Raw genomic sequence first — 22,875 nt, forward strand, 5'->3', positions numbered from 1 at the left:
CTCGGACGGCAGCAAATCACGGCGACGGACGGGCGCCAATTCCCCAACGGCGCCCGATGGAGCGCGGGCGGCCTGCACGGACAACCTGCCGGCTGTGCAACAAAACCGCGCTAGCTATGGGTGTGGCGGCGCCCCACAATCCCGGACCCATAGCAGACGGATGAAGCGGGATGAGTGATTCGCCCCCCGAGGGGCGAAGCGCGGCGCTGTCCGACGTCCCCACGGTGGACGTCACGGCCATGCCTTCGGTGCTGGCCCGGATCGGCGGGCTGGCGATGCGCTACCCCTGGCGGGTGGCGCTGACCATCGGCGCATCCCTGGGCTCGGCGGCGGCCAGCCTGACCCTGCCCCGGCTGTTCGGACGCGCCGTCGACCAGGCCCAGGCGCTGCTCGCCCAGGGCGCCGCCCACGCCGGCGAGGCCCGTACAGCCCTGGTGGTCAGCGCCGCCCTGGTGGTCGCCGCCACCGTCGCCCGCGGGCTGCTCACCATGTGGTCGGGCTACCTCGGCGAGCACCTCAGCCAGCGGGTGGCCAACGACCTGCGGCTGGCCTTCTTCCAGCACCTGCAGAAGCTGTCGTTCGGCTTCCACGACCGGGTGCACTCCGGCGACCTCATCACCCGCGGCATGCTCGACCTCGAGGGCGCGCGCGCCTTCATCAATGGGGCCCTGGTCCCCGGCTTCACCCTCGTCCTGCTGGTCGGGTTCGCGGCCGCCATGATGGTGACCACCGAGCCCGTGCTGGCGCTGGTCGGCCTGGGTTTCGTGCCGGTGGCGGCCGTCGCCCTCGCCCGAATGGGCTTCCTGCTGCGGGTCACCTGGCTGAAGGTTCAGGAGCTGATGGGCCAGCTCACCCTGACCATGGAGGAGAACCTCCAGGGCATCCGCGTGGTGCGGGCCTTCGCCGGCCGCGCCTTCGAGCTCGCCAAGTTCGACCGCGCCGCCCAGGCGGTGATCGCCTTCCAGGACCGCCGGATCACCCTGCGCTTCACCGGCGTCGCCTGGATGAACGCCAGCTTCCACGTCTCGCTCGGCCTGCTGCTGTGGCTGGGCGGCCGAAAGGTGCTCGCCGGCGAGATGACCGTCGGCCGGCTGACCGAGTTCCTCACCTACATGACCCTCCTGCAGGCGCCGATCCGACAGGTGGCGATGATCGTCAACTCCATGGCCCGGGCGACGTCCTCCGGCTCGCGCCTGTTCGAGGTGCTGGACCTGGAGCCGGAGGTGCGCGACGCGCCCGGCGCGCGTCCCCTGGAGGCCCCGGAGGGCGTGCTGCGGTTCGAGGGCGTCGGGTTCCGCTTCCAGCCGGGCGGCAAGCCGATCCTGCAGGATGTCAGCTTTGAAGTCCGGCCGGGCCGTACGGTCGGCATCGTCGGCCCGCCGGGCTCGGGCAAGTCGACGCTCGCCAACCTCATCCCGCGCTTCTACGACCCCACCGAGGGCCGGATCACCATCGACGGAACCGACATCCGCGACGTGACGCTCGCCTCGCTGCGCAGGTACGTCGGCCTCGTCCAGCAGGAGGCCTTCCTGTTCGACGCCTCGGTGGGCCACAACGTGGCCTACGCCGACCCCTGGGCCGAGGACGCGCGCATCGAGGCGGCGGCGCGCACCGCCCAGATCCACGAGCACATCGCCGCCTTGCCGCAGGGCTACGACACGCGCGTCGGCGAGCGCGGCGTGGCCCTCTCCGGCGGGCAGCGCCAGCGGATGAGCATCGCCCGCGGGGTCGTGCCGGGGCCCGGCGTGATGATCTTCGACGACTCCACCGCCGCCATCGACGCGGTGACCGAGCGCAAGGTGCGCGAGGGCCTCGCCCGCGCCACCGAGACCAAGGCGACGGTCATCATCGCCCACCGGCTGTCGTCGCTGATGCATGCCGACGAGATCCTGGTGCTGGACGAGGGCCGCATCGTCGAGCGCGGCGGCCATGAGGAGCTTGTCGCGCGCGGCGGGACCTACGCCGAGCTCTATGCCCTGCAGACCCGCGCCGACACCGGCGCGACGCTCGAGGAGGCCCCGGCATGAGCCTCGAGCCGGAACCCGGTCCTGCCGAGGAGCGCCGCCGCGCGCCGCGCGCCTCGCTGGGTTCGCCCGAGGGCGACGACGTCTTCGGGACCTTCGACCCGCGCGTCGCCCGGCGCTTCGTCGCCTGGCTCGCCCCGCACCGGAAGGCGTTCCTGGGCGCCCAGGTCGCGGTCCTCGCCGCGGCCGCGGCCAACGTCTCGATCCCGCTGCTGATCGGCAAGGCGGTGGACAGCCTGGTCCGCGTCGACGCCGCCGCCTTCGCGCGCACCCTGGTGCTCTTCGCCGTCGCCGCGGCGGTGTTCATCGCCACCCAGGTCTACGGCGAGTGGCAGATCCAGCGGATGGCCCAACGGGTGATCTTCGACATCCGCCGGGCCATGTTCGCCCACCTGCAGGACGTCAGCCTGTCGTTCATGGACCGCACCCACGTCGGGCGGATGATGGCCCGGCTGCAGGGCGACGTGGCCGCGCTCCAGGAGCTCCTGGAGAGCACCACCGGCGCGGTTGGCGACATCCTGATCCTGGTCGCCATCACCGTGGTGCTGCTGAGCCTCGACCTGCAGCTCGGCCTCCTGACCCTGGCGGTGCTGCCGGCGCTGATCGCCATCCGCGCGGTCTGGCTGCCCTATTCCAAGAAGGCCTTCCGCGAGGCCCGCGACGCATCGTCTACCGCCAATTCGGCGCTGGCCGAGAACATCAACGGCATCCGCACGGTGCAGGAGACCCGGCGCGAGGCGCTGAACTTCAAGCTCTACCGGCGGATGGCGGACGCCAACTTCAAGGCCCAGACTCACGCCGCCTGGCTCACCCAGATCATGGTCCCTACGGTCGACGTGCTGACCGGCGTCGCCATGGCCATCGTCATCGTGATGGGCGGCCATGCGGTGCTCGCCGGGCGGCTGGAGGTGGGCGTGATGGTCGCCTTCGTCCTCTACGTGCAGCGGTTCTTTGACCCGGTGCGGATGCTCTCCCAGCAGTACACGGTGATGCAGCGCGCCATGGCCGCCGCGCACCGCATCTTCGAGGTGCTGGACGTGCCGGTGACCATCCGCGACAAGCCGGACGCGGTGGCGCTGCAGGCCTTCGAGCCCCGCGTCGAGTTCCGGAACGTGACCTTCGGCTACGACCCGGCCCGCCCGGTGCTGCACGACATCAGCTTCGAGGTGAAGCCGCGCGAGGTGGTGGCGCTGGTCGGTCCCACCGGTTCCGGCAAGACCTCGATCATCGCGCTCACCCACCGCTTCTACGACGCGGACGCGGGCCAGGTGCTGGTGGGCGGCCACGACGTGCGCGACGTGACCCTCGACAGCCTCGGCCGGCGGATCGCCATGGTGCTCCAGGAACCGTTCCTGTTCACCGGCACGATCGAGGAGAACATCCGCTACAACACCAGGGGCGCCACCCGCGAGGACGTGATCGCGGCGGCGAGGGCGGTGTCGGCGCACGACTTCATCAGCCGCCTGCCGGACGGCTACGACACCCCGCTCGGCCAGCGCGGGCGCAACCTGTCGGTGGGCCAGCGGCAGCTCATCTCCTTCGCCCGCGCCCTGGTCGCCGACCCGCAGATCCTGATCCTCGACGAGGCCACCGCCAACATCGACAGCTTCACGGAGCAGGCCATCCAGCAGGCGCTGAAGGTGCTGTTCGCGGGGCGCACCTGCATGGTCATCGCCCACCGGCTGGCCACCATCCGCGACGCCGACCGGATCGTCGTCCTGCAGCAGGGGCGCATCCTCGAGCAGGGCGGCCACGACGAGTTGATGCGCGCGGGCGGCCTCTACCGGCGGCTCTACGCCTCGGCCCACGCCAGCTTCGACGACCAGGCGGTGGGCGACACCGGCGACGCCGAGTTCGCCACCCGCACCTAGGCCTTCCGGAACACCCAGATCTCGCCCACGCCCCCGAGGGGAACGGGGTCGCGGTCCTTCAGAAGGCCGGCCGCGGCGGCCGCCGGCTCGGGATCGGCGACATAGTAGGTCAGCCGCTCGGGCGAGCGCCGGACCACCGCGCCTGACGCGTCGCGCTCCACGTACTCGACCACCTGGTCCAGGCGGCCGATCCCGTCCCTGAACGTCCGCTCCAGCACGTGCAACTGCAGGCGTCCGCCGCCGGGCAGGGCCTGGTCGAGGACCACGGCGTCCCTGGGCGGCGCGGGCAGGCGCATGATCTCGGCCAGCGGCAGGTGGAAGGCGGCCAGCCCGCCCGACGCCAGGTGCCGGGCGGCGGTCGCGAAGGTGTTGCGCCAGGCGGTGCCGGCCGGGACGTGCGCCAGGGTGAAGTAGGGGCAGAGCACCAGGTCGAAGGTCCGCTTCAGGTCCAGCGCCGTCATGTCGCCGCGGCGCAGCTCCACCCGTCCGGCGACCTCCGGCGGCAGGCCGGCGAGCCGCGCCTGCGCCTGGGCCAGCATGGAGGGGGCGATCTCGACGCCCGTGACCCGCAGGCCGCGTTCGGCGAGGGCGAAGGCCACGCGCCCGGAGCCCGCGCCGAGCTCCAGCACCGAGCCTCCGGCCGGCGCCAGGTCCGCATAGATGTCGAGGTCGCCCTGCAGCCGCGCGTCCGCCGCCGTAACCACCTCGTAGAAGGCCGCGCTCAGGCTCCTGTCGGCGTAGTAGGGGCGCGCCTGCGCCATCGAAGGAACCCCTGCGACATCCCGGAGCTTCAATGGCTCCGGTCCCGGTCAATGCCCGCGCGATTGCGCCGGATCAATGTCGGGGCCACATTCACGGGACACCAAGCTGAAGCTTGGACTCTTGGGAGCCTCGGACACGTGAACATGCTTCGCAAACGCCTGGCCCTGGTGGCCGTGATGCTGATGGCGCCTGTGCTGGCCAGCTGCGGCATCAACACCATCCCCACAAAGGAGGAGGCCGCGCGCGCGCGTTGGGCCGACGTCCAGAACCAGTACCAGCGCCGCGCCGACCTGATCCCGAACCTGGTGGAGACCGTCCGCGGTTACGCCACCCAGGAGCGCACCGTGCTGCGCGAGGTGATCGAGGCCCGCGCCTCGGCCACCCAGGTCCAGGTGGACGCCTCGACGATCACCGATCCGGCCCGGTTCCAGCAGTACCAGCAGGCGCAGGACCGCCTGACCGGCGTGCTCGGCCGCCTGATGGTCATCCAGGAGCAGTATCCTGACCTGAAGTCGAACCAGAACTTCCTGGCCCTGCAGAGCCAGCTCGAGGGCACCGAGAACCGCATCGCCGTGGCCCGGCGCGACTACAACGCCTCCGTCCAGGACTACAACACGAGCCTGCGGACCTTCCCCACCGTGCTGTGGGCCAAGACCATCCACTCCGGCTCCCAGCCCATGCAGCTCTTCCAGGCCTCGGCGGCCGCGCAGAGCGCGCCCACCGTCGATTTCGGCGGGACCCAGCCCGGCGCGCCCCTGCCGCAGGGCGCGGCCCCCGGCTCCGCGCCGCCCACCTCGGCGGCCCCGCCGGTCGGCCCGGCCCCCAGCGCGACGCCCGCGCCGGCGCAGTGATGGACTGGCTTGCGGGAGCGCGGGGCGTCGTCCTCGCGCTCCTGGTCCTTGTCGGGTCGCCGGCCACGGTCTTCGCCCAGCCGAACTTCCCGCCGCTCACCGGCCGCGTGGTCGACAACGCCGACATGCTGTCGGCCGCAACCGAGCAGAAGCTGACCGGCGAGCTCGAGCAGCTCGAGGCCCAGACCGGCCGGCAGATGGTGGTGGCCACCATCCCCGACCTGCAGGGCTACGAGATCGAGGAGTACGGCTACCAGCTCGGCCGCGCCTGGGGGATCGGGCAGAAGGGCGAGGACAACGGCGTCGTTTTCCTGGTGGCCCCCGCCGAGCGCAAGGTGCGCATCGAGGTGGGCTACGGGCTCGAGGGCGTCCTCACCGACGCCCTCTCCAACGTCATCCTGCAGCAGCGGGTGCTGCCCTACTTCCGCCAAGGGCAGATGGAGCAAGGGGTGGTCTCCGGGACCGAGGCGGTGATCCAGCAGCTCGCCCTGCCCGACGAGGAGGCGAAGGCGCGCGTGGCCCAGGCGGCTGCGGCGCCGCGCCCGGCCCAGTCCGATGGCGGCGGCGGGTTCGCGCTCATCTTCTTCCTGTTCATCGCGTTCTGGGTGCTGAGCGGCATCCTGGGCGCCTTCGGCCGCGGGCGCCGTCGCCGGCGCGGCTCCAGCGGGCTCTGGTGGCTCCTGCCGATCCTGATGTCGGGCGGCGGCGGGCGGCATCGCGGCGGCGGCTGGGGCGGCGGCGGCTTTGGCGGCGGCGGCTTCTCCGGCGGCGGCGGCTCGTTCGGCGGCGGCGGATCCTCGGGGAGCTGGTGATGGCCAAGGAACCCCTGCTGTCTCCCTCCGACCTGGCGGCCATCCAGGCGGCCGTGCGCGAGGCCGAGGCCCGGACCTCGGGCGAGATCTACTGCGTGGTGGCCGACGACAGCTCGGACTATTTCGAGACCCCGCTCGCCTGGGCGGCCGGCGTCGCCCTGCTGGGCCCGGCGCTCCTGCTGCTGGTCGGCGTCCACCCGGGCGTGCCCGACTTCGGCGGCGGCTGGACCGCGGCGCAGGTGACGGCCGCGGCCGGCGCGGCGGCGCGCGAGACGCTGATGGGCGCCATCGTGCTGCAGCTCGTGCTGTTCGTCGCCACCGCCCTGGTCGTCAGCCTCGGTCCGGTGCGCCGGCTGCTCACCCCGCGCGGGCTGAAGCGCGAGCGCGTCCGCCGCGAGGCCCAGGCCCAGTTCCTCGGCAAGAACCTGCACGCCACCCGCGAGCGCACCGGCGTGCTGATCTACGTCTCGCTCTGGGAGCACATGGCCGAACTGATCGCCGACGAGGGGATCGCCGGCCAGGTGGAGCCGCAGGTCTGGGATCGGGCCATGGCCGCGCTCACCGCCGGCCTGAAGCGCGGCGAGCCCGGCGCCGGCTTCGCCGCGGCGGTCGGCCTGTGCGGCGACGTGCTGGCGGAGCGCTTCCCCGCCGGTCCCGACAACCCCAACGAGCTGCCGGACGCCGTGGTGCTGCTGCCCCGCGACTAGAGGATGGCGACCTGCGTCGAAACGACCCCGCCATTGCGTGTTGTCCGGCGCTGTGCGGCCCCCCAGATTGCGGCCGACCGAAGTCCAGGAGAGGCCGTGGCGGACGGGCCCGACACTTCTGACGCCCTGACGCGGCCTTTCCACGACGTGGCGGAGGCGCTCGGCCTCGGCATGCCCTACCGCGTGATCGTGCCGGCCGACGGCCAGGGCCGCCGGTTCGTCCAGGTGGGCGACACCTGCCTGCAGCTCAACGGCGTCCCGCCGGAGGCGGTGCTGGCCGACAGCGCCGCGCTCTACGACCTGATCCTCCCGGAGTCCCGCGCCGCCTTCGCCGCCGCCGAACAGGCGGCCCTGGCCGGCCGTCGGGCCTTCGAGGTGGAAGTGCAGATGCGCCGCGCCGACGGGGAGGTGCGCTGGCACCGGGTCGCCTCCTATCCCCGCGCGCTGCCGGACGGCTCGACCCTCTGGGAAGGCCTGCAGACCGACATCACCGAGACGCGGCGGCTGTCGGACGAGCTGGCGGAGGAGCGCCGGCGGCTGCAGCTCGCCGTCGAAGCCACCGGCCTCGGCCTCTGGGAATGGGATCCGCGCGGCGCCGAGGTGCTGTGGTCCGAGCGGAACAAGGCGCTGTTCGGCCTCGCCCCGGACGCCCACGTGGACATCCACCGCTACATGGACCTGATTCACCCGGAAGACCTGCCGCAGGTGCAGGAGGCCTACCGCGACGCCGCCGAGGCCGGCGGCGACTTCCAGGTGGAGCACCGGGTGGTCGCTCCCGACGGCGCCGTCCGCTGGATCCTCACCCACGGGCGGGTCCTGAAGGAGAACGGAGAGACGGGCGTGGTGCTCGGCACCTCGCTCGACGTCACCGAGCGGCGCACGGCGGAGGAGCGCCGCGCCCTGCTGATGGGCGAGCTGGCCCACCGGGCGAAGAACGGGCTCACGGTGATGATGGCCATCGTCAGCCAGACCGCCCGCACCGCCACCAGCGTCGCCGACTTCGAGGCCGTGCTCGTCGCCCGCCTGGACGCCATGGCCAAGTCCCAGGACCTGGTCACCGAGACGGGCGGCAACCCGGTGGCGCTTTCCGCCGTGCTGGAGCGGGTGCTGAGCCCCTTCGGCCTCGCCCGATTCGAGATCGCCGCGGGCCTCGAGCCGGTGACCATCGCCGGCCAGATGGCCACCGCCGTCGGCCTGCTGCTGCACGAGCTCGCCACCAACGCGGTGAAGTACGGCGCGCTCTCCGCCCGCGACGGCAAGGTGCGCATCGTGCCGGAGGAGGGGGCCGCCGGGCGCGTGGTCCTGCATTGGTGCGAGAGCGGTGGCCCGCCGGCCGAGAAGCCGGCCCGGACCGGCTTCGGCTCTCGGGTGCTGCAGACAGCGCTGGCGCCCTTCGGCGGCAAGGTCGCCGTGGACTACCGCCCGGGGGGCTTCGAGGCCCGCGTGGAGTTCCCCACCGCCGGCTGAGCCGCTTGCCGCCGCGCCCCTCTGGGCCCTACCATGGCCGCAAAGGGAGGAGCGCCATGGCCTTCAAGCTCAACGTCAACGGCAAGGTCCACGACGCCGACGTGGATCCGGACACCCCGCTCCTCTGGACGCTGCGCGACACGCTCGGGATCGTCGGGCCGAAGTACGGCTGCGGCATCGCCCAGTGCGGCGCCTGCACGGTGCACGTGGACGGCCAGCCGATCCGGAGCTGCGTGACCCCCACCTCCGCCGTGCAGGGTAAGGTCACCACCATCGAGGGCATCGGCGCCACCGCCGTCGGCAAGAAGGTGCAGCAGGCCTGGAGCGAGCTCGACGTGGCCCAGTGCGGCTACTGCCAGCCGGGCCAGATCATGTCGGCCACCGCCCTGCTGGTCAGCAACCCGAAGCCCACCGACGCCGACATCGACGCGGCGATGAGCGGCAACATCTGCCGCTGCGCCACCTACACGCGCATCCGGGCCGCCATCAAGCGCGCCTCCGGCCAGCGGGAGGCCTGATCCCATGACCCTGGAAATGACCGGCGCCTCCCGGCGCGAGTTCCTGACCACGGCCGGCGCGGGCGGCCTGGTGATCGGCTTCTCCGTGGCCTCGAAGGCGCAGGCCCAGGCCCCGGCCGGCGGCCTCGCCGCCATCAACGCCTACGTGAAGGTGGCGCCCGACGGGCTCGTCACCATCACCAGCAAGAACCCCGAGGTCGGCCAGGGCATCAAGACCATGCTGCCCATGCTGATCGCCGAGGAGCTGGACATCCCCTGGGAGAAGGTCCGCATCGAGCAGGCCGACAGCGATCCGGCCGTCTACGGCCGGCAGTTCGCCGGCGGCTCCATGGCCACCCCGCTGCACTGGGAAGAGCAGCGCCGCGTGGGCGCCGTCGCCCGCGCCATGCTGATCCAGGCCGCCGCCCAGGCGTGGAACTGCCCGCCGGGCGAGTGCTCCACCCAGGCCGGCGTCGTCCTCCACAAGGCCTCGAACCGCAAGGCGACCTACGGGTCGCTGGCCGGCCGCTGCGCCGGGATCACGGCGCCGGATCCCAAGACCCTGCCGTTGAAGGATCCCAAGGACTACCGGATCATCGGCCGCCCCACGCCGCAGTACGACACGCCGAAGATCGTCACCGGCCAGCCGCTGTTCGGCATCGATGTGCGGCTGCCCGGGATGCTCTACGCCACCTTCGAGAAGGCGCCGGTGTTCGGGGCCCGCGTGGCGAGCGCCGACCTCGCCGCGGCGCAAGGGGTGAAGGGCGTCCGGAAGGCCTTCGTGGTCGAGGGCGATCCCAAGGCGCTGCATCCGCCGGCCGGCCAGATCGGCGCCGGCCTGCTGCCGGGCGTGGCGGTGGTCGCCGACAACTGGTGGGCCGCCCGCAAGGGCCGCGACCGGCTGAACGTGCAGTGGCAGGAGCATCCCACCTCGGCGCAGTCCTCCGCGGGCTTCGCGGCCAAGGCGAAGGAGCTGGCCGCCGGCAAGCCGCAGCGCAACACCCGCAACGACGGCGACGTGGACGCCGCCATGAAGTCCGCCGCCAAGACGGTGGAGGTGGCCTACGCCTATCCCTTCCTGGCCCACGCGCCGCTGGAGCCGCAGAACTGCACCGCCGCCTGGAAGGACGGCAAGCTGGAGATCTGGGCCCCGACCCAGAACCCCGAGCCCGGCCGCCAGCTCTGCGCCCGCACCCTCGGGATCAAGCCCGAGGACGTGACCATCCACATGATCCGCGGCGGCGGCGGCTTCGGCCGGCGCCTGGCCAACGACTACATGGTCGAGGCCGCCTGGATCGCGCGGGAGGCCGGGGCGCCGGTGAAGCTCCTGTGGACGCGCGAAGACGACATGCGCAACGACATCTATCGTCCGGCGGGCTTCCACTTCCTGCGCGGCGGCCTGGACGCCCAGGGCGATGTCGTCGCCTTCCACGACCACTTCGTCTCGTTCGGCGAAGGCACGGGCTTCGCGCCGAGCGCCGGCATGGGCCCCAACGAGTTCCCGGGCCGCTTCGTGTCCAACTGCCGCTTCGACGTCTCGGTCATGCCGCTGGGGGTGCCCACCGGCCCGCTGCGGGCGCCGGGCTCCAATGCGCTGGCCTTCGTCATGCAGTCGTTCATCGACGAGCTGGCGCATGCGGCGGGCGCCGACCCCCTGGCCTTCCAGCTCAAGCTGCTGGGCGACAAGGCGGTGGTGGGCGAGGCGCCCTCCGCCTACGCCGCGGGCCGCATGGCCGGCGTGCTCAAGGCGGTGGGCGAGATGTCCGGCTGGGCCAACCGCGGCCGCCTGCCCAAGGGCGAGGGCCTCGGCGTCGGCTGCTACTACAGCCACCTCGGCTACTTCGCCGAGGTCTGCCACGTGGCCGTCTCGCCGGCCGGAGAGGTGAAGGTGAAGAAGGTCTGGGTGGCCGGCGACGTGGGCCGCCAGATCATCAACCCCCACGGCGCCATCAATCAGGTCCAGGGCTCGGTGCTGGACGGCCTCTCCGAGGCCCTGCACCAGAAGATCACCATCGAGAACGGCCGCGCCGTCGAGGGCAACTTCGACACCTATCCCCTGATGCGCATCAACGAGGCGCCGCCGGTGGAGGTGAAGTGGGTGCTCTCCGACAACAACCCCACGGGCCTTGGGGAGCCGGCCCTGCCGCCGGTGATCCCGGCGCTCACCAACGCCATCTTCGCCGCCACCGGCAAGCGGATCCGCAGCCTGCCCATCGACGCGTCGATGCTGAAGGCCTGACCCAGGCTCCTCTCCCCCACACGAAGTGAGGGAGAGGGCTGGGAGAGGGGTGGCTGGGCCTCTCCCTCTCCGGGCGTCCGCCCGAGGGCCCCTGCCGACGCAGAGCAGGGGTTGGCTCCGGCGCTCCGATCGGCCCAAATGTCTCCTAAACAAGTGTTTGAGGGGACGCCGTGCAGAAGCTGCTGATCGCCAACCGGGGCGAGATCTCCGTGCGCATCGCCCGCACGGCGGCCGAGATGGGCCTCGCCACCGTCGCGGTGTTTTCGCAGGACGACGCCGGCTCCCTGCACACCCGCACGGCCGACGCCGCCGTCGCCCTGGCTGGCTCCGGGCCCGCCGCCTACCTCGATGTCGAAGGCCTGGTGCGCGCGGCGCGCGAGGCCGGCTGCGACGCCGTCCATCCGGGCTATGGCTTCCTGTCCGAGAACGCCGCCTTCGCCCGCGCCTGCTCCGAGGCCGGCCTGGCGTTCGTCGGCCCCTCGCCCGAGACGCTCGAGCTGTTCGGCGACAAGGCCCGCGCCCGGGCCCTGGCCCGGCAGTGCGGCGTCCCCGTGGCGGCGGGCACGGAGGGACCGACCACCCTGGACGAGGCCCGCGCCTTCCTGGCCGAGCAGGGGGCCGTCATGGTCAAGGCCGTGGCCGGCGGCGGCGGCCGCGGCATGCGGCCGGTTCAGGACCTCGCCGAACTCGAGGCCGCCTGGGAGCGCTGCGCCTCGGAAGCCAGGGCCGCGTTCGGCGACGCCGCCCTCTATGTGGAACGCTTCCTGCCCCGCGCCCGGCACGTCGAGGTGCAGGTGGCCGGCGACGGAACGGCTGTTTCCCACCTCTGGGACCGCGAGTGCAGCCTGCAGCGCCAGCGCCAGAAGGTGGTGGAGATCGCCCCGGCCGACATGCTGCCCCAGGCGCTGCGCGAGCGGCTGTTCGGCCACGCCGTCGATCTCGCGCGGGCGGCCGGATACCGCGGCCTCGGCACCGTCGAGTTCCTGGTGGCGGGCGAGGAGGCCGTGTTCATCGAGGCCAACGCCCGCCTGCAGGTGGAGCACACCGTCACCGAGGAGGTCACCGGCCTCGACCTCGTCCGGATCCAGCTCCAGCTCGCCGCCGGAGCCCGCCTCGCCGACCTCGGCCTCTCGCAGGGCCAGGTCCCGGTCCCGCGCGGCCACGCCGTGCAGGCGCGGGTGAACCTGGAGACCATGGCGCCCGACGGCTCGGCCCGGCCCGCCGGCGGAACGCTGAGCGTCTACGAGCCCCCGTCCGGCCCCGGCGTGCGGGTCGACGGCTTCGGTTACGCCGGTTACGCCACCAGCGCCCGGTTCGACAGCCTGCTCGCCAAGCTGGTCGTCCACGCCGGCGCCGGCGGCCTTTCGCGCGCCGTGGCCAAGGCCTACCGGGCGCTGTCGGAGTTCCGCATCGAGGGCTCGGCCACCAACCTCGGCTTCCTGCAGAACCTCCTGGCCCACCCGGCCGTCGCGGCCGGCGACGTGCACACCCGCTTCATCGAGGCGCACATGGACGCGCTCGTCGGCGCGCCCGAGGCTCATCCCAGGCTCTACTTCGACGCCGCCGCCCAGACCGGCCCGGCCGCCGCCGGCCCCGGCCGCGAGCCGGAGGGCCCGCCGGGCGCCAGCCCGGTGCGCGCGCCCCTCCAGGGCACGGTGATCGCGCTGCAGGCCGCGGCGGGCGAGACAGTGCGCAGGGGCCAGCCGCTCCTGGTGCTCGAGGCCATGAAGATGGAGCACGTCGTCGAGGCGCCCGCCGCCGGCGTGCTGCGCCAGCTCACCGTCACGCCCGGAGACACCGTCTTCGAGGGCCATCCCCTGGCCTATCTGGAGCCGACCGGCCAGGCCGACGCCGACGCCGCGGCCGAAGCCGACATCGACCTCGACGCCGTCCGTCCCGACCTCGCCGAGGTGATCGAGCGCCACCGCCTGACCCTCGACGAGGCCCGCCCCGAAGCCGTGGCCCGCCGCCGCCGCACGGGCCAGCGCACGGCCCGCGAGAACCTCGCCGACCTGTTCGATCCCGGCAGCTTCAACGAGTTCGGGGCCATGGCGGTCGCCGCCCAGCGTCGCCGCCGAAGCCTCGAGGACCTGCGCGCCAACACCCCGGCCGACGGCATCGTGGTCGGCGTGGGCGAGGTGAACGGAGACGTCTTCGGCGAGGACCGCGCCCGCTGCGTGGGCCTGGCCTACGACTTCACCGTGCTGGCCGGCACGCAGGGCCACTTCAACCACAAGAAGACCGACCGGATCCTCGAGTTCGCGGAGCATTGGAAGGCGCCGATCGTCTGGTTCACCGAGGGCGGCGGCGGCCGGCCCGGCGACGTGGACGGCGGCCAGCTCTCGGCCTCGTCGCTCGACACCACCAGCTTCACCACCTTCGCCCGGCTCTCGGGCGTGGCGCCGCGGATCGCCATCAACTCCGGCCGCTGCTTCGCCGGCAACGCCGTCTTCTTCGGCTGCGCCGACGTCACCATCGCCACCCGCTACTCGAACATCGGCCTGGGCGGCCCGGCGATGATCGAGGGCGGCGGCCTGGGCGTCTTCACCCCCGACGAGATCGGCCCCTCCGACGTGCTCTACGCCAACGGCGCGCTCGACCTGCTCGTGGCGGACGAGGCGGAGGCCACCGCCGCTGCGAAGCAGATCCTCGGCATGTTCCAGGGGGCGGTCCGCGACTGGACCTGCGCGGACCAGCGGCGCCTGCGCCACCTGATCCCGGAGAACCGCGTCCGCGCCTACGACGTGCGCGCGGTGATCCGCACCCTGGCCGACGAGGGGAGCTGGATCGAGCTGCGCGGCGGCTACGGCCCCGGGATGATCACCGGCTTCCTGCGCATCGAGGGCCGGCCGCTCGGCCTGATCGCCAACGATCCGCGGCGCCTGGGCGGAGCGATCGATTCCGAAGGCGCGGAGAAGGGCGCCCGCTTCCTGCAGCTCTGCGACGCCTTCGACGTGCCGGTCCTGTCGCTCTGCGACACGCCGGGCTTCATGGTCGGCCCGCAGAGCGAGACCACCGCCGCCGTCCGCCGCGGCTCGCGCCTGTTCGTCACCGCCACCAGCCTCTCTGTCCCGCTGTTCACCGTCGTCCTTCGCAAGGGCTACGGCCTGGGCGCCCAGGCGATGGCCGGCGGCGACTTCTCGGCGCCGGCGATGATGCTCGCCTGGCCCACCGCCGAGTTCGGACCCATGGGCCTGGAGGGCGCCGTGCGCCTGGGCTACCGCAAGGAGCTGGAGGCCGAGACCGACCCCGCCGCACGCCAGGCCCTGTTCGAGAAGCTGGTCGGCAAGATGTACGAGAACGGCAAGGCGCTCTCCGTGGCCTCCGTGGTGGAGATCGACGCCGTCATCGACCCGGCCGAGACCCGCGCCTGGCTGCTGCGCGGCCTCAAGGCCTGTCCCGTCCCGCCGCGCGGGCCGGGCAAGAAGCGGCCGTTCGTCGACGTCTGGTAAGCCGCCGGATCGAACCCCGAGCGGCCGGCGTTCCCCTGCCGAACAGGAGGGACCCTGCCATGCTCGAGAAGATTCCGTCGGGGATCGGCCATGCGCTGCGCGGCGTTCGCGCCGGCTACGAGAAGATCGTCGCCGAGGACGACTTCGGCGACATCGCCGACACCATCCCGCTGGAGAGCGAGGCCTTCGACGACGGCGAGTCCATCCCGCCCCGCTACACCGCCGACGGCGAGCGCATCTCGCCGCCGCTCCGCTGGCGCGCCCTGCCGCCGGGGACGGAGGGCCTCGTGCTGATCGTGGAGGACCCGGACGCGCCGGGCGCCGAACCGCTCGTCCACCTCTTGGCCTGGGACCTGCCGCCGGCCATGGAGACCCTGCCCGAGGGAGAGTTCAGGAGCCCCGGCCACCGCGGCCTGGACGAGAACCTCGGCCGCAATTCCTACCTTCAGACCGCCTGGCTGCCGCCGGATCCGCCGTCGGGCCACGGGCCGCACCTCTATTGCTTCCAGCTCTTCGCGCTCTCGAAGAAGCTCGACTTCGCCCACGCGCCCGGCCGCAAGGCGGTCGTCCAGGCGATGCGCGGCCACGTGCTCGCCAAGGGCGTCCTGGTGGGGACCTACGAGCGCGTCTAGTGCGGCAGGTAGGCCCGCAGCACGTCCTCGATCACGCGCTCCAGGCCTTCCAGCGTGTTGCAGGTCTTCGCCACGTGGCAGTAGCGGGCGTAGCGGTCCATGACGCTGTCGCCCTGGCCCCAGTAGCTCTCGGGCTCCGGGTTCAGCCAGATCACCGCCCGGCTGCGCTGGTGGATCTGGTTCATCAGGTCGAGGCGCGGGTTGGCGAAGTTCGTCCGCCCGTCGCCCAGGAAGATCACCGTGGTGTGGCGGTCCAGCCGGTCCAGGTGCTGCTCGCTGAAGTCGGCCAGGGCCTGGCCGTAGTCGGTCTGCTGGAAGCCGATGGTCTGCAGCACCTTCAGGATCGCCTGCTCCACCTCGTGCTCATCGAGGATCTCGCCCACCGGGATCAGCCGGCCCGAGAAGGCGAAGGCGTCCAGCCGGTCGACCACCTCGTTCAGCGAGTAGAGGAAGGTCAGCAGGAACTGCGCCGCCGCCGCCACCGACTTCGACACGTCGCAGATCGCCACGATGGAGGGCTTCTCCACCTTCTCCGACTTCCAGACGATGTCGAACGGCACGCCGCCGTAGCCCATGGACTTCCGCAGCGTCCGGCGGACGTCCAGGTGGCCAACCCGGTTGGTCCGCCGACGGCGCGAGTAGCGGTCGGCCAGCCGCTTGGCCATCTTGCGCACCAGTTGCTGCATGATGGCGAGGTCCACGGGGTCGATGCCGCCCTCGGCGTTCAGCGCCTTTCTGGCCAGCATCTCCTCGCGCAGCGCCCGGCCGGAGCCCGCCGCATAGAGCTCGTGCTGGCGCTCCACGTACTGCTGCGCTTCCGCCATCAGGGCGCGGCGGCGCGCGTCCAGCCGCTCGGCCAGGCCCTCGCTCTCCGGGAAGCGCCGGGCGTTGGCGATGATCTTCTCGATCTCGCCGACCCCCATCTCCTCCAGCAGCCGCCGGGTCATCCGGCTTCGCTGGGTGGACAGCCGGATCTCGGCCACCCCGGCCCGGCGGGCGGCCTCCTCCATCTGCTGCTGCAGGGTGGCGGTGTCGCCCTCGAGCAGGGCCTGGGCGAGCGGGTTGTCCGGCGTCTCGCCCCCGGCGTCGCCGGCCTCCGGCTCGCCGCCTTCCGGAGGCGGCGGCAGGTCGAAGCTGCGGCGCGCGAAGAAGGTCTCGAACGTCCGGTCGAAGGCCTCCACCTCGGCCTGCGACTTGGCGAGCGTGGCGCAGAGCGCGTCCTTGAACAGCTCGCGGTCGGCATAGCCCACGGTGTCGACCGTCCGCGCCGCGTCGATCGCCTCGGCGGGCGAGACCCGCACGTCGGCGGCGCGCAGCGCGCGCAGGAAGTCCTGGAGCGTGTGCTGCATCAGCTCACCGCCGCCCCAGCAGCTCCACGATCTGCGGCTCCACCTGGGCGATGTCCTGCTCGAACTTCAGGATGACGTTCAGCGTGTCCTTGACGATCGCGGGGTCCAGGCTCGCCGCGTGCAGCAGGATGAGCGCGCGCGCCCAGTCCACCGTCTCGGAGATCGACGGCGCCTTGCGCAGGTCCAGGGTGCGCAGCGACTGGACGAAGGCCACCAGGTCGTGCGCCAGCCGCCCCTCGACACCCGGCACGCGGGTCAGCACGATCCGCTCCTCCAGCGCCGGCTCCGGCAGCGGGATGTGCAGGTGCAGGCACCGGCGCTTCAGCGCGTCGCCCAGGTCGCGGACGTTGTTGGAGGTCAGGAACACCAGCGGCGGGGTCTTGGCCTTCACCACCCCGATCTCCGGGATCGACACCTGGTAGGCCGACAGCACCTCCAGCAGGAACGCCTCGAACGCCTCGTCCGACTTGTCGATCTCGTCGATCAGCAGCACCGAGCCGCCGTCCTGCTTCAGCGCCTTCATCAGCGGGCGCGGCTCGAGGAAGGGCTCGGAGAAGAACAGGTCGCCCATGCCGTGCAGGCGGGCCATGGCGGCGTCCATGGTCGGCGCGTCGGCCAGGCTCTCGCCGACCCGGTCCTTGAGGATCTGGGTGTAGAGAAGCTGCTTGCCGTACTTCCATTCGTACAGCGCCTTGGACTCGTCGAGCCCCTCGTAGCACTGCATCCGGATCAGCGGGTGGTCGAGCAGGGCGGCGGTGGACAGCGCCAGCTCCGTCTTCCCGACGCCGGCGGAGCCCTCCACCAGGATCGGCTTCTGCAGGTGCGCGGCCATGTAGAGGGCGGTCGCGATGCGGCGCGAGGCGATGTAGCCGACGCCGGCCAGGCCCTCGACGAGGGCGTCCACGGACGCGAAGGGATCGGCCGCCGGCTTCGCGGCCACGGGGGTAAGGGTCAAAGTCTGGCGCTTTCGAAATGGGCAGTCTGAAAGCGCCGATAGTGGCCCGCCCGGGCCCGGCTGGCAAACGGGTGTTCGTCCCCGCTCCGTTCCTCCGTCATCCCCGGGACGAGCCCGGGGACGACGACGCAAAGGCCTAGACGTCGAACTTCACGCCCTGGGCCAGCGGCAGGGTGCGGCCGTAGTTCAGCGTGTTGGTGGCCCGGCGCATGTAGGCCTTCCAGCTATCCGAGCCCGCCTCGCGGCCGCCGCCGGTCTCCTTCTCGCCGCCGAACGCCCCGCCGATCTCGGCGCCCGAGGGGCCGATGTTGACGTTGGCGATGCCGCAGTCCGAGCCCGCCGCGCTGATGAACAGCTCGGCCTCGCGCATGTCGTTGGTGAAGATCGAGGACGACAGGCCCTGCGGCACGTCGTTCTGCAGGGCGATGGCCTCGGCCAGGTCCTTGTACTTCATCACGTAGAGGATCGGCGCGAAGGTCTCGCGGCGGACCACGTCGGCCTGGGCCGGCATCTCGACCAGCGCCGGCCGGACATAGGCCGCGTCCGGGCAGCCGGGGACCTCCACGGCCTCGCCGCCGTGCACCTGGCCGCCGGCGGCCTTCGCATCGGCGAGGGCCTTCTCCATCTGCGCCCTGGAGCCCGCGTCGATCAGCGGGCCCACCAGCGTGCCGGCCTCGCGCGGATCGCCCACCGGCACGGAGGCGTAGGCCGCCTTCAGCCGCGGCAGGAAGGCGTCGTAGTGGCTCTCGTGGACGAACAGGCGGCGCAGCGTCGTGCACCGCTGGCCCGCCGTGCCCATGGCCGCGAAGGCGATGCCGCGGAGCGCCAGGTCGAGGTCGGCGCTCGGCGCCACGATGGCCGCGTTGTTGCCGCCGAGCTCCAGGAGCGCGCGGGCGAAACGCTGCGCCAGCCGGGGGCCCACCGCCCGGCCCATGGCCGTCGAGCCGGTGGCCGAGACCAGCGGGACCTTCGGATGGTCGACCAGCCGCTCGCCCACCTCGCGCCCGCCGATCACCACCGCGGACAGGTTGGCCGGGGCGTCGCCGAAGCGGGCGACCGCGCGCTCGAACAGCGCCTGCACCGCCAGCGCGGTCAGCGGCGTCTTCTCTGACGGCTTCCAGATGCAGGGATCGCCGCAGACCAGCGCCAGCGCCGAGTTCCACGACCACACCGCCACCGGGAAGTTGAAGGCCGAGATGATCCCCACCACGCCCAGCGGGTGCCAGGTCTCCATCATCCGGTGGTCAGGCCGTTCGGTGGCCAACGTCAGGCCGAACAGTTGGCGCGACAGGCCGACGGCGTAGTCGCAGATGTCGATCATCTCCTGCACTTCGCCGAGCGCCTCGGAGGTGACCTTGCCGGCCTCCAGGGTGACCAGGGCGCCGAGGTCGGCCTTGGCCGCCCGCAGCTCCTCGCCGAACAGGCGGACCAGCTCGCCCCGGCGCGGCGCCGGGACCGTGCGCCAGGCCAGGAACGCCTGATGGGCGGCCTCGACGGCGGCGTCCACCTGCTCCGGCGAGGTGTCATGCACCTGGCCGATGACCTCGCCGGTGACGGGGGAGCGGACCGGGCGCTCGCCGCCGGTCCACTGGGCGGCCGGAACTCCCAGGCGCTCGAGCACCTTGGCGGCGTCGGCGGCGGCCGACGTGATCTTGGACTGAAGGGTCATGCGGGCTTACTCGGCGGCGGCGCGAAGGGGGATGTGGTCTTCGGGGGCATAGAACCGCCCGAAGCGGTTGGCCAGGAAGTCGTCCAGCGGGATGTCCTCCTGCCGGATGAAGCCCTGCTGCGGCAGCTTGCCGTCGGCCAGCATGTCCAGCACCGCGCAGATCGCCCCGGCGGTGGTGATCTGGATGGCGCTCTTCATCTCGCCGCCGACCGTCTGGGCGTAGATCTTGTTGACGTAGGTCTCCTGCATCAGCCGCCCGTCCTTCATCCCGGAGACGGTGACGAAGACGATGACCACGTCCTGCAGGGTGGCCGGCAGCGAGTTCTCCAGGATGTCCTTCAGGACCTCGCGGCGGTTGCGCAGGTTCAGGTCGTTGAGCAGCGCCTTCATGATGTCGGCGTGACCCGGGTAGCGGATGGTCTTGTAGTTGAGGTTGCGGACCTTGCCCTCGAGGGTCTTGCAGAGCGTGCCCAGGCCGCCGGAGGTGTTGAAGGCCTCGTAGGTGACGCCGTCGAGGGCGAATTCCTCGCGCTCCTCCATGGCCGGCACCTCGCGCAGGGCGCCGTTGACCACCGCCTCGCACGGTTCGCAGTACTCGTTGATCACGCCGTCGGTGGACCAGGTGAGGTTGTAGTTCAGCGCGTTCGACGGGTAGCGGGGCAGGGCGCCCACCCGCAGCCGCACGTCGTGCAGTTCGTCGAAGTGCTTGCAGAGGTCCCAGGCGGCGATGGTGATGAAGCCCGGCGCCAGGCCGCACTGCGGGATGAAGGCGGTGCCGGAGGTCTTGGCGAGTTCGCGCGTCACGCGGCTCGACGCCACGTCTTCGGTCAGGTCCAGGTAGTGGGCGCCGGCCGCCGCCGCGGCCCGGGCGACGGTGACGGTCAGGTGGTAGGGGGCGCAGTTCACCACGGCGAAGCAGCCGGCCAGCTTCTCGGCCAGGGCGTCGGGGTCCTCGATCGGCATCGCCACCGTCTCCACCGGCGCCTTCGGGGCCAGCTTCGCCAGGGCGTCGGCGAATTGGTCGATCACCAGCACCCGGTAGTCGCCCGAGCCCACCAGCATGTCGACGACGGTCGAGCCGATCTTGCCCGCCCCGACCACGGCCACCTTGCGCATCGCCTGCCTCCCGATTGTCCAGTCGCCAGGGTCGGCTATGGCCAAGCACGTTTCAATTGACGCTTCGGCGGTCTGCGCAGGTATTCTGGGCGAGTCGACGAACCCTGTGAGCACTCCGCCGATGGACGACTTGGACGAGCATCTCCTGGCCCGCCTGCGCGAGAACGCCCGGGCCCCGGTGGCCGAGCTGGCCCGCGCGCTGGGCCTCTCGCGCACGACCGTGCAGAGCCGGCTCGCCAAGCTCGAGCGCTCCGGGGTGATCGCCGGCTATGCGGTGCGCCTGTCGGAGAAGCACGAAGCGGCCCGCGTCCACGCCTTCATCATGCTCACCGTCGAGCCGAAGCAGGCCGCCGCCGTCACCACGGCGCTGCGCAAGATGTCCGGCGTCCGCCGCCTGCAGTCGGTCAGCGGCCCCTTCGACATGGTCGCCACCGTGGACGCTCCGAGCGTCAGCGAGATGGACGCCCTGATCGACGAGATCGGCGAACTGCCCGGCGTCGAGCGCACCAACAGCTCCATCGTGCTGTCGACGAAGTTCGATCGGTAGGCCGCGCTCCTCTCCGGAGCGGGAGCGCGGGAGAGGGCTGTTGTCGTCGGGCGCCGGCGGGGGGATGCTTCCTCCTCGGCGGGAGGAGCGACAGATGACCCGGTGGACCGTAGGCGACGTCCGGATCGGCAAGATCCACGAGCACGACATGGCGGCGCCGGTGGAGTTCATGTTTCCAGGGGCGACCACGGACGAGCTCAAGGCGATCGGCTGGGCGCAGGCCTACGTGGACGAGAATGGGCACGCCAAGATGAGCGTGCATGCGCTGGTGGTGGAGACGCCAGGGCTGAAGATCGTGGTCGACACCTGCGTTGGGAACGACCGGCAGGGGCGCAGCCTGCCGCTGTGGAACGGGCTGCAGACGAGGTTCATGGAGGACTTCCGCGCCGCCGGCCACGCGCCCGAGGAGATCGCGGTGGTGCTGTGCACCCATCTCCACTCAGACCACGTGGGCTGGAACACCCACCTGAAGGACGGGGCCTGGGTCCCGACCTTTCCCAACGCCCGGCACCTGATCGACCGGCGCGAGTTCGAGTTCTGGCAGGCGGACGAGGCGGCGAGCTCGAAGGCGATGCTGGCCGACAGCCTGCAGCCGATCTTCGAGGCCGGGCTTGTGGAGCTGATCGACGCGAGCGCGGCCTACCGGGTGTGCCCTGAGGTGCAGCTGATCCCGACGCCAGGGCACACGCCGGGGCACGTGAGCGTGCTCATCCAGTCGGCAGGGCAGACGGCGCTGATCACCGGCGACTTCATGCACCACCCCTGCCAGATCGCGCGGCCGGAGTGGAACGCGGTCTCCGATGCGGCGCCGGAGACCGCGTGCGCGACGCGGCGGGCGGCGCTGACCGAGGCCGCGCACGACGGGCGCCTGGTGATCGGAACGCACTTCCCCACGCCCACCGCGGGCCACGTGCGTCCCGACGGGGCGGCGTGGCGGTTCGAGACCTAGGCGGCTCTCCCGGGCCATGAGACGGGGCGGGGTGGCCGTTCCGCATGGGAGAGGAAGGGCGTTTCCGCCTAAGCCATCGCGCGCAGGCGGTTGTGGATGTCCGTGGCCGCGGTCGCCGCCTCGCCCTGCGCGGTGGAGATCTGGTTGAGGCCACGAACGACATCCCCGGCGGCGTAGAGGCCGGGCACGGTTGTCTCCTGGTGGTCGCCCACCACCAGCCGGCCGGTCTCCTCCAGCCTCGCGCCGGCCTTGACCGCGAGCTGGGTCCGGGGCGTGACGCCCAGCGCCGAGTAGATCACGTCGAACTCGCGCGCCTGGCCGTTGAAGCACAGGGCGGTGATCCGCCGCTTCTCCAGCCGGACGCTCTCGATCGGCGTCTCGATCACCTCGATGCCGTCGGCCGCGAGGCGGGCGCGTTCGTCCGCGGGGAGGGCGTCCTCGGCCCCCACGTGGATCAGGGCCACCTGGTCCGAATAGGTGGTGATGAACCTGGCCTCGGCCGCGCCGTGCGCGTCGTGGCTCAGGACGCCGACCCGCTGGCCGATCACCTCGTAGCCGTCGCAGATCGGGCAGATCCGCACGAGGCCGCGGGCCACCGCCTCGTCGAGGCCCGGCAGGTTCGGCTCGTTGTCCAGCACGCCGGTGGCCAGGATCACGGCCCGCGCGCGGACCTCGCCCAGGCTGGTCTCGGCCACGAACAGCTCGCCCTCCCGCCGGAGGTCCTCGACCCGCCCGGCGTCGATGCGCGCGCCGTACTTCTCCGCCTGCCGGCGCATCCTCGCCAGCAGGGTCTTGCCGCGCACCCCCTCGGGGAAGCCCGGGTGGTTGTGGCTGCGCGGGATCCAGCCGGCCCGGCTCGCCCCGGACTCGATCACCCGGAAGGTCCTGCGGAAGCGCGCGAGGTAGATGGCGGCGGTCAGGCCGGCGGGGCCTGCGCCCACCACCAGGCAGTCGAGGATCTGATTGTCACCCATGG

Annotated in this window: 18 protein-coding genes; 12 read left to right on the forward strand and 6 right to left on the reverse strand. The window is 72.1% G+C overall.

From position 1 onward, the window contains the following. Positions 1 to 170 precede the first annotated feature (170 nt). Entirely contained in the window at positions 171 to 2,027 is a 1,857-nt protein-coding gene (locus ACE3Q8_RS18475; protein ID WP_374471771.1) for an ABC transporter ATP-binding protein, read from the forward strand. Then, a complete protein-coding gene (locus ACE3Q8_RS18480; protein WP_374471772.1) occupies positions 2,024 to 3,895 on the forward strand; it encodes an ABC transporter ATP-binding protein in 1,872 nt (623 codons plus the stop codon). Before ACE3Q8_RS18475 ends, ACE3Q8_RS18480 begins: the two co-directional genes overlap by 4 nt. Here ACE3Q8_RS18480 and ACE3Q8_RS18485 read toward each other — a convergent pair. Continuing rightward, positions 3,892 to 4,656, reverse strand: a complete 765-nt coding sequence (locus ACE3Q8_RS18485; RefSeq protein WP_374471773.1) for a class I SAM-dependent methyltransferase — start codon at positions 4,654 to 4,656, stop codon at positions 3,892 to 3,894. The genes ACE3Q8_RS18480 and ACE3Q8_RS18485 overlap by 4 nt on opposite strands. Positions 4,657 to 4,794: 138 nt before the next feature. On the opposite strand from ACE3Q8_RS18485, the gene ACE3Q8_RS18490 reads away from it, so the two are divergent. From ACE3Q8_RS18490 to ACE3Q8_RS18525, 8 genes are all read left to right on the forward strand, one after another. Beyond that, positions 4,795 to 5,508, forward strand: coding sequence for a LemA family protein (locus tag ACE3Q8_RS18490; protein WP_374471774.1), 714 nt, complete (start codon positions 4,795 to 4,797; stop codon positions 5,506 to 5,508). Continuing rightward, complete coding sequence (locus ACE3Q8_RS18495; RefSeq protein WP_374471775.1) at positions 5,508 to 6,320, forward strand: YgcG family protein; 813 nt, start codon at positions 5,508 to 5,510, stop codon at positions 6,318 to 6,320. Before ACE3Q8_RS18490 ends, ACE3Q8_RS18495 begins: the two co-directional genes overlap by 1 nt. Beyond that, positions 6,320 to 7,027: a TPM domain-containing protein gene (locus tag ACE3Q8_RS18500; protein WP_374471776.1), complete on the forward strand. Its 708-nt coding sequence runs from the start codon at positions 6,320 to 6,322 to the stop codon at positions 7,025 to 7,027. The genes ACE3Q8_RS18495 and ACE3Q8_RS18500 overlap by 1 nt, the downstream gene beginning before the upstream one ends. A 96-nt stretch (positions 7,028 to 7,123) precedes the next feature. Beyond that, a complete protein-coding gene (locus tag ACE3Q8_RS18505) occupies positions 7,124 to 8,494 on the forward strand; it encodes a sensor histidine kinase (RefSeq protein WP_374471777.1) in 1,371 nt (456 codons plus the stop codon). 56 nt (positions 8,495 to 8,550) lie between these two features. Beyond that, complete coding sequence (locus ACE3Q8_RS18510; RefSeq protein WP_374471778.1) at positions 8,551 to 9,012, forward strand: (2Fe-2S)-binding protein; 462 nt, start codon at positions 8,551 to 8,553, stop codon at positions 9,010 to 9,012. Positions 9,013 to 9,016: 4 nt separating this feature from the next. After that, on the forward strand, positions 9,017 to 11,230 hold the full coding sequence (locus ACE3Q8_RS18515) for a molybdopterin cofactor-binding domain-containing protein (protein ID WP_374471779.1): 2,214 nt from the start codon (positions 9,017 to 9,019) through the stop codon (positions 11,228 to 11,230). 170 nt (positions 11,231 to 11,400) lie between these two features. Continuing rightward, complete coding sequence (locus ACE3Q8_RS18520; RefSeq protein WP_374471780.1) at positions 11,401 to 14,682, forward strand: carboxyl transferase domain-containing protein; 3,282 nt, start codon at positions 11,401 to 11,403, stop codon at positions 14,680 to 14,682. Positions 14,683 to 14,741: 59 nt separating this feature from the next. Continuing rightward, complete coding sequence (locus ACE3Q8_RS18525; RefSeq protein ID WP_374471781.1) at positions 14,742 to 15,314, forward strand: YbhB/YbcL family Raf kinase inhibitor-like protein; 573 nt, start codon at positions 14,742 to 14,744, stop codon at positions 15,312 to 15,314. On the opposite strand, the gene ACE3Q8_RS18530 is transcribed toward ACE3Q8_RS18525, so the two are convergent. From ACE3Q8_RS18530 to ACE3Q8_RS18545, 4 genes are all read right to left on the reverse strand, one after another. Next, a complete protein-coding gene (locus tag ACE3Q8_RS18530) occupies positions 15,311 to 16,663 on the reverse strand; it encodes a VWA domain-containing protein (RefSeq protein ID WP_374471782.1) in 1,353 nt (450 codons plus the stop codon). The genes ACE3Q8_RS18525 and ACE3Q8_RS18530 overlap by 4 nt on opposite strands. A 4-nt stretch (positions 16,664 to 16,667) precedes the next feature. Continuing rightward, positions 16,668 to 17,618, reverse strand: a complete 951-nt coding sequence (locus tag ACE3Q8_RS18535) for an AAA family ATPase (RefSeq protein WP_374471783.1) — start codon at positions 17,616 to 17,618, stop codon at positions 16,668 to 16,670. A 136-nt stretch (positions 17,619 to 17,754) separates the two neighbouring features. After that, positions 17,755 to 19,287, reverse strand: coding sequence for an aldehyde dehydrogenase family protein (locus ACE3Q8_RS18540; protein WP_374471784.1), 1,533 nt, complete (start codon positions 19,285 to 19,287; stop codon positions 17,755 to 17,757). A gap of 6 nt (positions 19,288 to 19,293) precedes the next feature. Then, positions 19,294 to 20,403, reverse strand: coding sequence for a saccharopine dehydrogenase family protein (locus ACE3Q8_RS18545; RefSeq protein ID WP_374471785.1), 1,110 nt, complete (start codon positions 20,401 to 20,403; stop codon positions 19,294 to 19,296). Positions 20,404 to 20,524: 121 nt separating this feature from the next. Here ACE3Q8_RS18545 and ACE3Q8_RS18550 point away from each other — a divergent pair, with 121 nt between their 5' ends. Both ACE3Q8_RS18550 and ACE3Q8_RS18555 read left to right on the forward strand, forming a co-directional pair. Then, a complete protein-coding gene (locus ACE3Q8_RS18550) occupies positions 20,525 to 20,950 on the forward strand; it encodes an Lrp/AsnC family transcriptional regulator (protein WP_374471786.1) in 426 nt (141 codons plus the stop codon). Between the two features lie 94 nt (positions 20,951 to 21,044). Continuing rightward, positions 21,045 to 21,899 (forward strand): MBL fold metallo-hydrolase, encoded by an 855-nt coding sequence (locus ACE3Q8_RS18555; RefSeq protein WP_374471787.1) that lies wholly within the window; start codon positions 21,045 to 21,047, stop codon positions 21,897 to 21,899. A gap of 68 nt (positions 21,900 to 21,967) precedes the next feature. Here ACE3Q8_RS18555 and ACE3Q8_RS18560 read toward each other — a convergent pair whose 3' ends face one another. Then, entirely contained in the window at positions 21,968 to 22,873 is a 906-nt protein-coding gene (locus ACE3Q8_RS18560) for an NAD(P)/FAD-dependent oxidoreductase (protein ID WP_374471788.1), read from the reverse strand. Positions 22,874 to 22,875 lie beyond the last annotated feature (2 nt).

Origin of the sequence: Phenylobacterium sp. (assembly GCF_041913825.1) — a bacterium.
In the GTDB taxonomy this organism is placed as follows: Bacteria; Pseudomonadota; Alphaproteobacteria; order Caulobacterales; family Caulobacteraceae; genus Phenylobacterium.

Excerpts from the sequence above, each read along its gene's own strand:
- ACE3Q8_RS18475 (WP_374471771.1), top strand. The coding sequence starts at position 171 with ATGAGTGATTCGCCCCCCGAGGGGCGAAGCGCGGCGCTGTCCGACGTC.
- ACE3Q8_RS18480 (WP_374471772.1), top strand. The coding sequence starts at position 2,024 with ATGAGCCTCGAGCCGGAACCCGGTCCTGCCGAGGAGCGCCGCCGCGCG.
- ACE3Q8_RS18485 (WP_374471773.1), bottom strand. The coding sequence starts at position 4,656 with ATGGCGCAGGCGCGCCCCTACTACGCCGACAGGAGCCTGAGCGCGGCC.
- ACE3Q8_RS18495 (WP_374471775.1), top strand. The coding sequence starts at position 5,508 with ATGGACTGGCTTGCGGGAGCGCGGGGCGTCGTCCTCGCGCTCCTGGTC.
- ACE3Q8_RS18500 (WP_374471776.1), top strand. The coding sequence starts at position 6,320 with ATGGCCAAGGAACCCCTGCTGTCTCCCTCCGACCTGGCGGCCATCCAG.
- ACE3Q8_RS18510 (WP_374471778.1), top strand. The coding sequence starts at position 8,551 with ATGGCCTTCAAGCTCAACGTCAACGGCAAGGTCCACGACGCCGACGTG.
- ACE3Q8_RS18515 (WP_374471779.1), top strand. The coding sequence starts at position 9,017 with ATGACCCTGGAAATGACCGGCGCCTCCCGGCGCGAGTTCCTGACCACG.
- ACE3Q8_RS18525 (WP_374471781.1), top strand. The coding sequence starts at position 14,742 with ATGCTCGAGAAGATTCCGTCGGGGATCGGCCATGCGCTGCGCGGCGTT.
- ACE3Q8_RS18530 (WP_374471782.1), bottom strand. The coding sequence starts at position 16,663 with ATGCAGCACACGCTCCAGGACTTCCTGCGCGCGCTGCGCGCCGCCGAC.
- ACE3Q8_RS18540 (WP_374471784.1), bottom strand. The coding sequence starts at position 19,287 with ATGACCCTTCAGTCCAAGATCACGTCGGCCGCCGCCGACGCCGCCAAG.
- ACE3Q8_RS18545 (WP_374471785.1), bottom strand. The coding sequence starts at position 20,403 with ATGCGCAAGGTGGCCGTGGTCGGGGCGGGCAAGATCGGCTCGACCGTC.
- ACE3Q8_RS18550 (WP_374471786.1), top strand. The coding sequence starts at position 20,525 with ATGGACGACTTGGACGAGCATCTCCTGGCCCGCCTGCGCGAGAACGCC.
- ACE3Q8_RS18555 (WP_374471787.1), top strand. The coding sequence starts at position 21,045 with ATGACCCGGTGGACCGTAGGCGACGTCCGGATCGGCAAGATCCACGAG.
- ACE3Q8_RS18560 (WP_374471788.1), bottom strand. The coding sequence starts at position 22,873 with ATGGGTGACAATCAGATCCTCGACTGCCTGGTGGTGGGCGCAGGCCCC.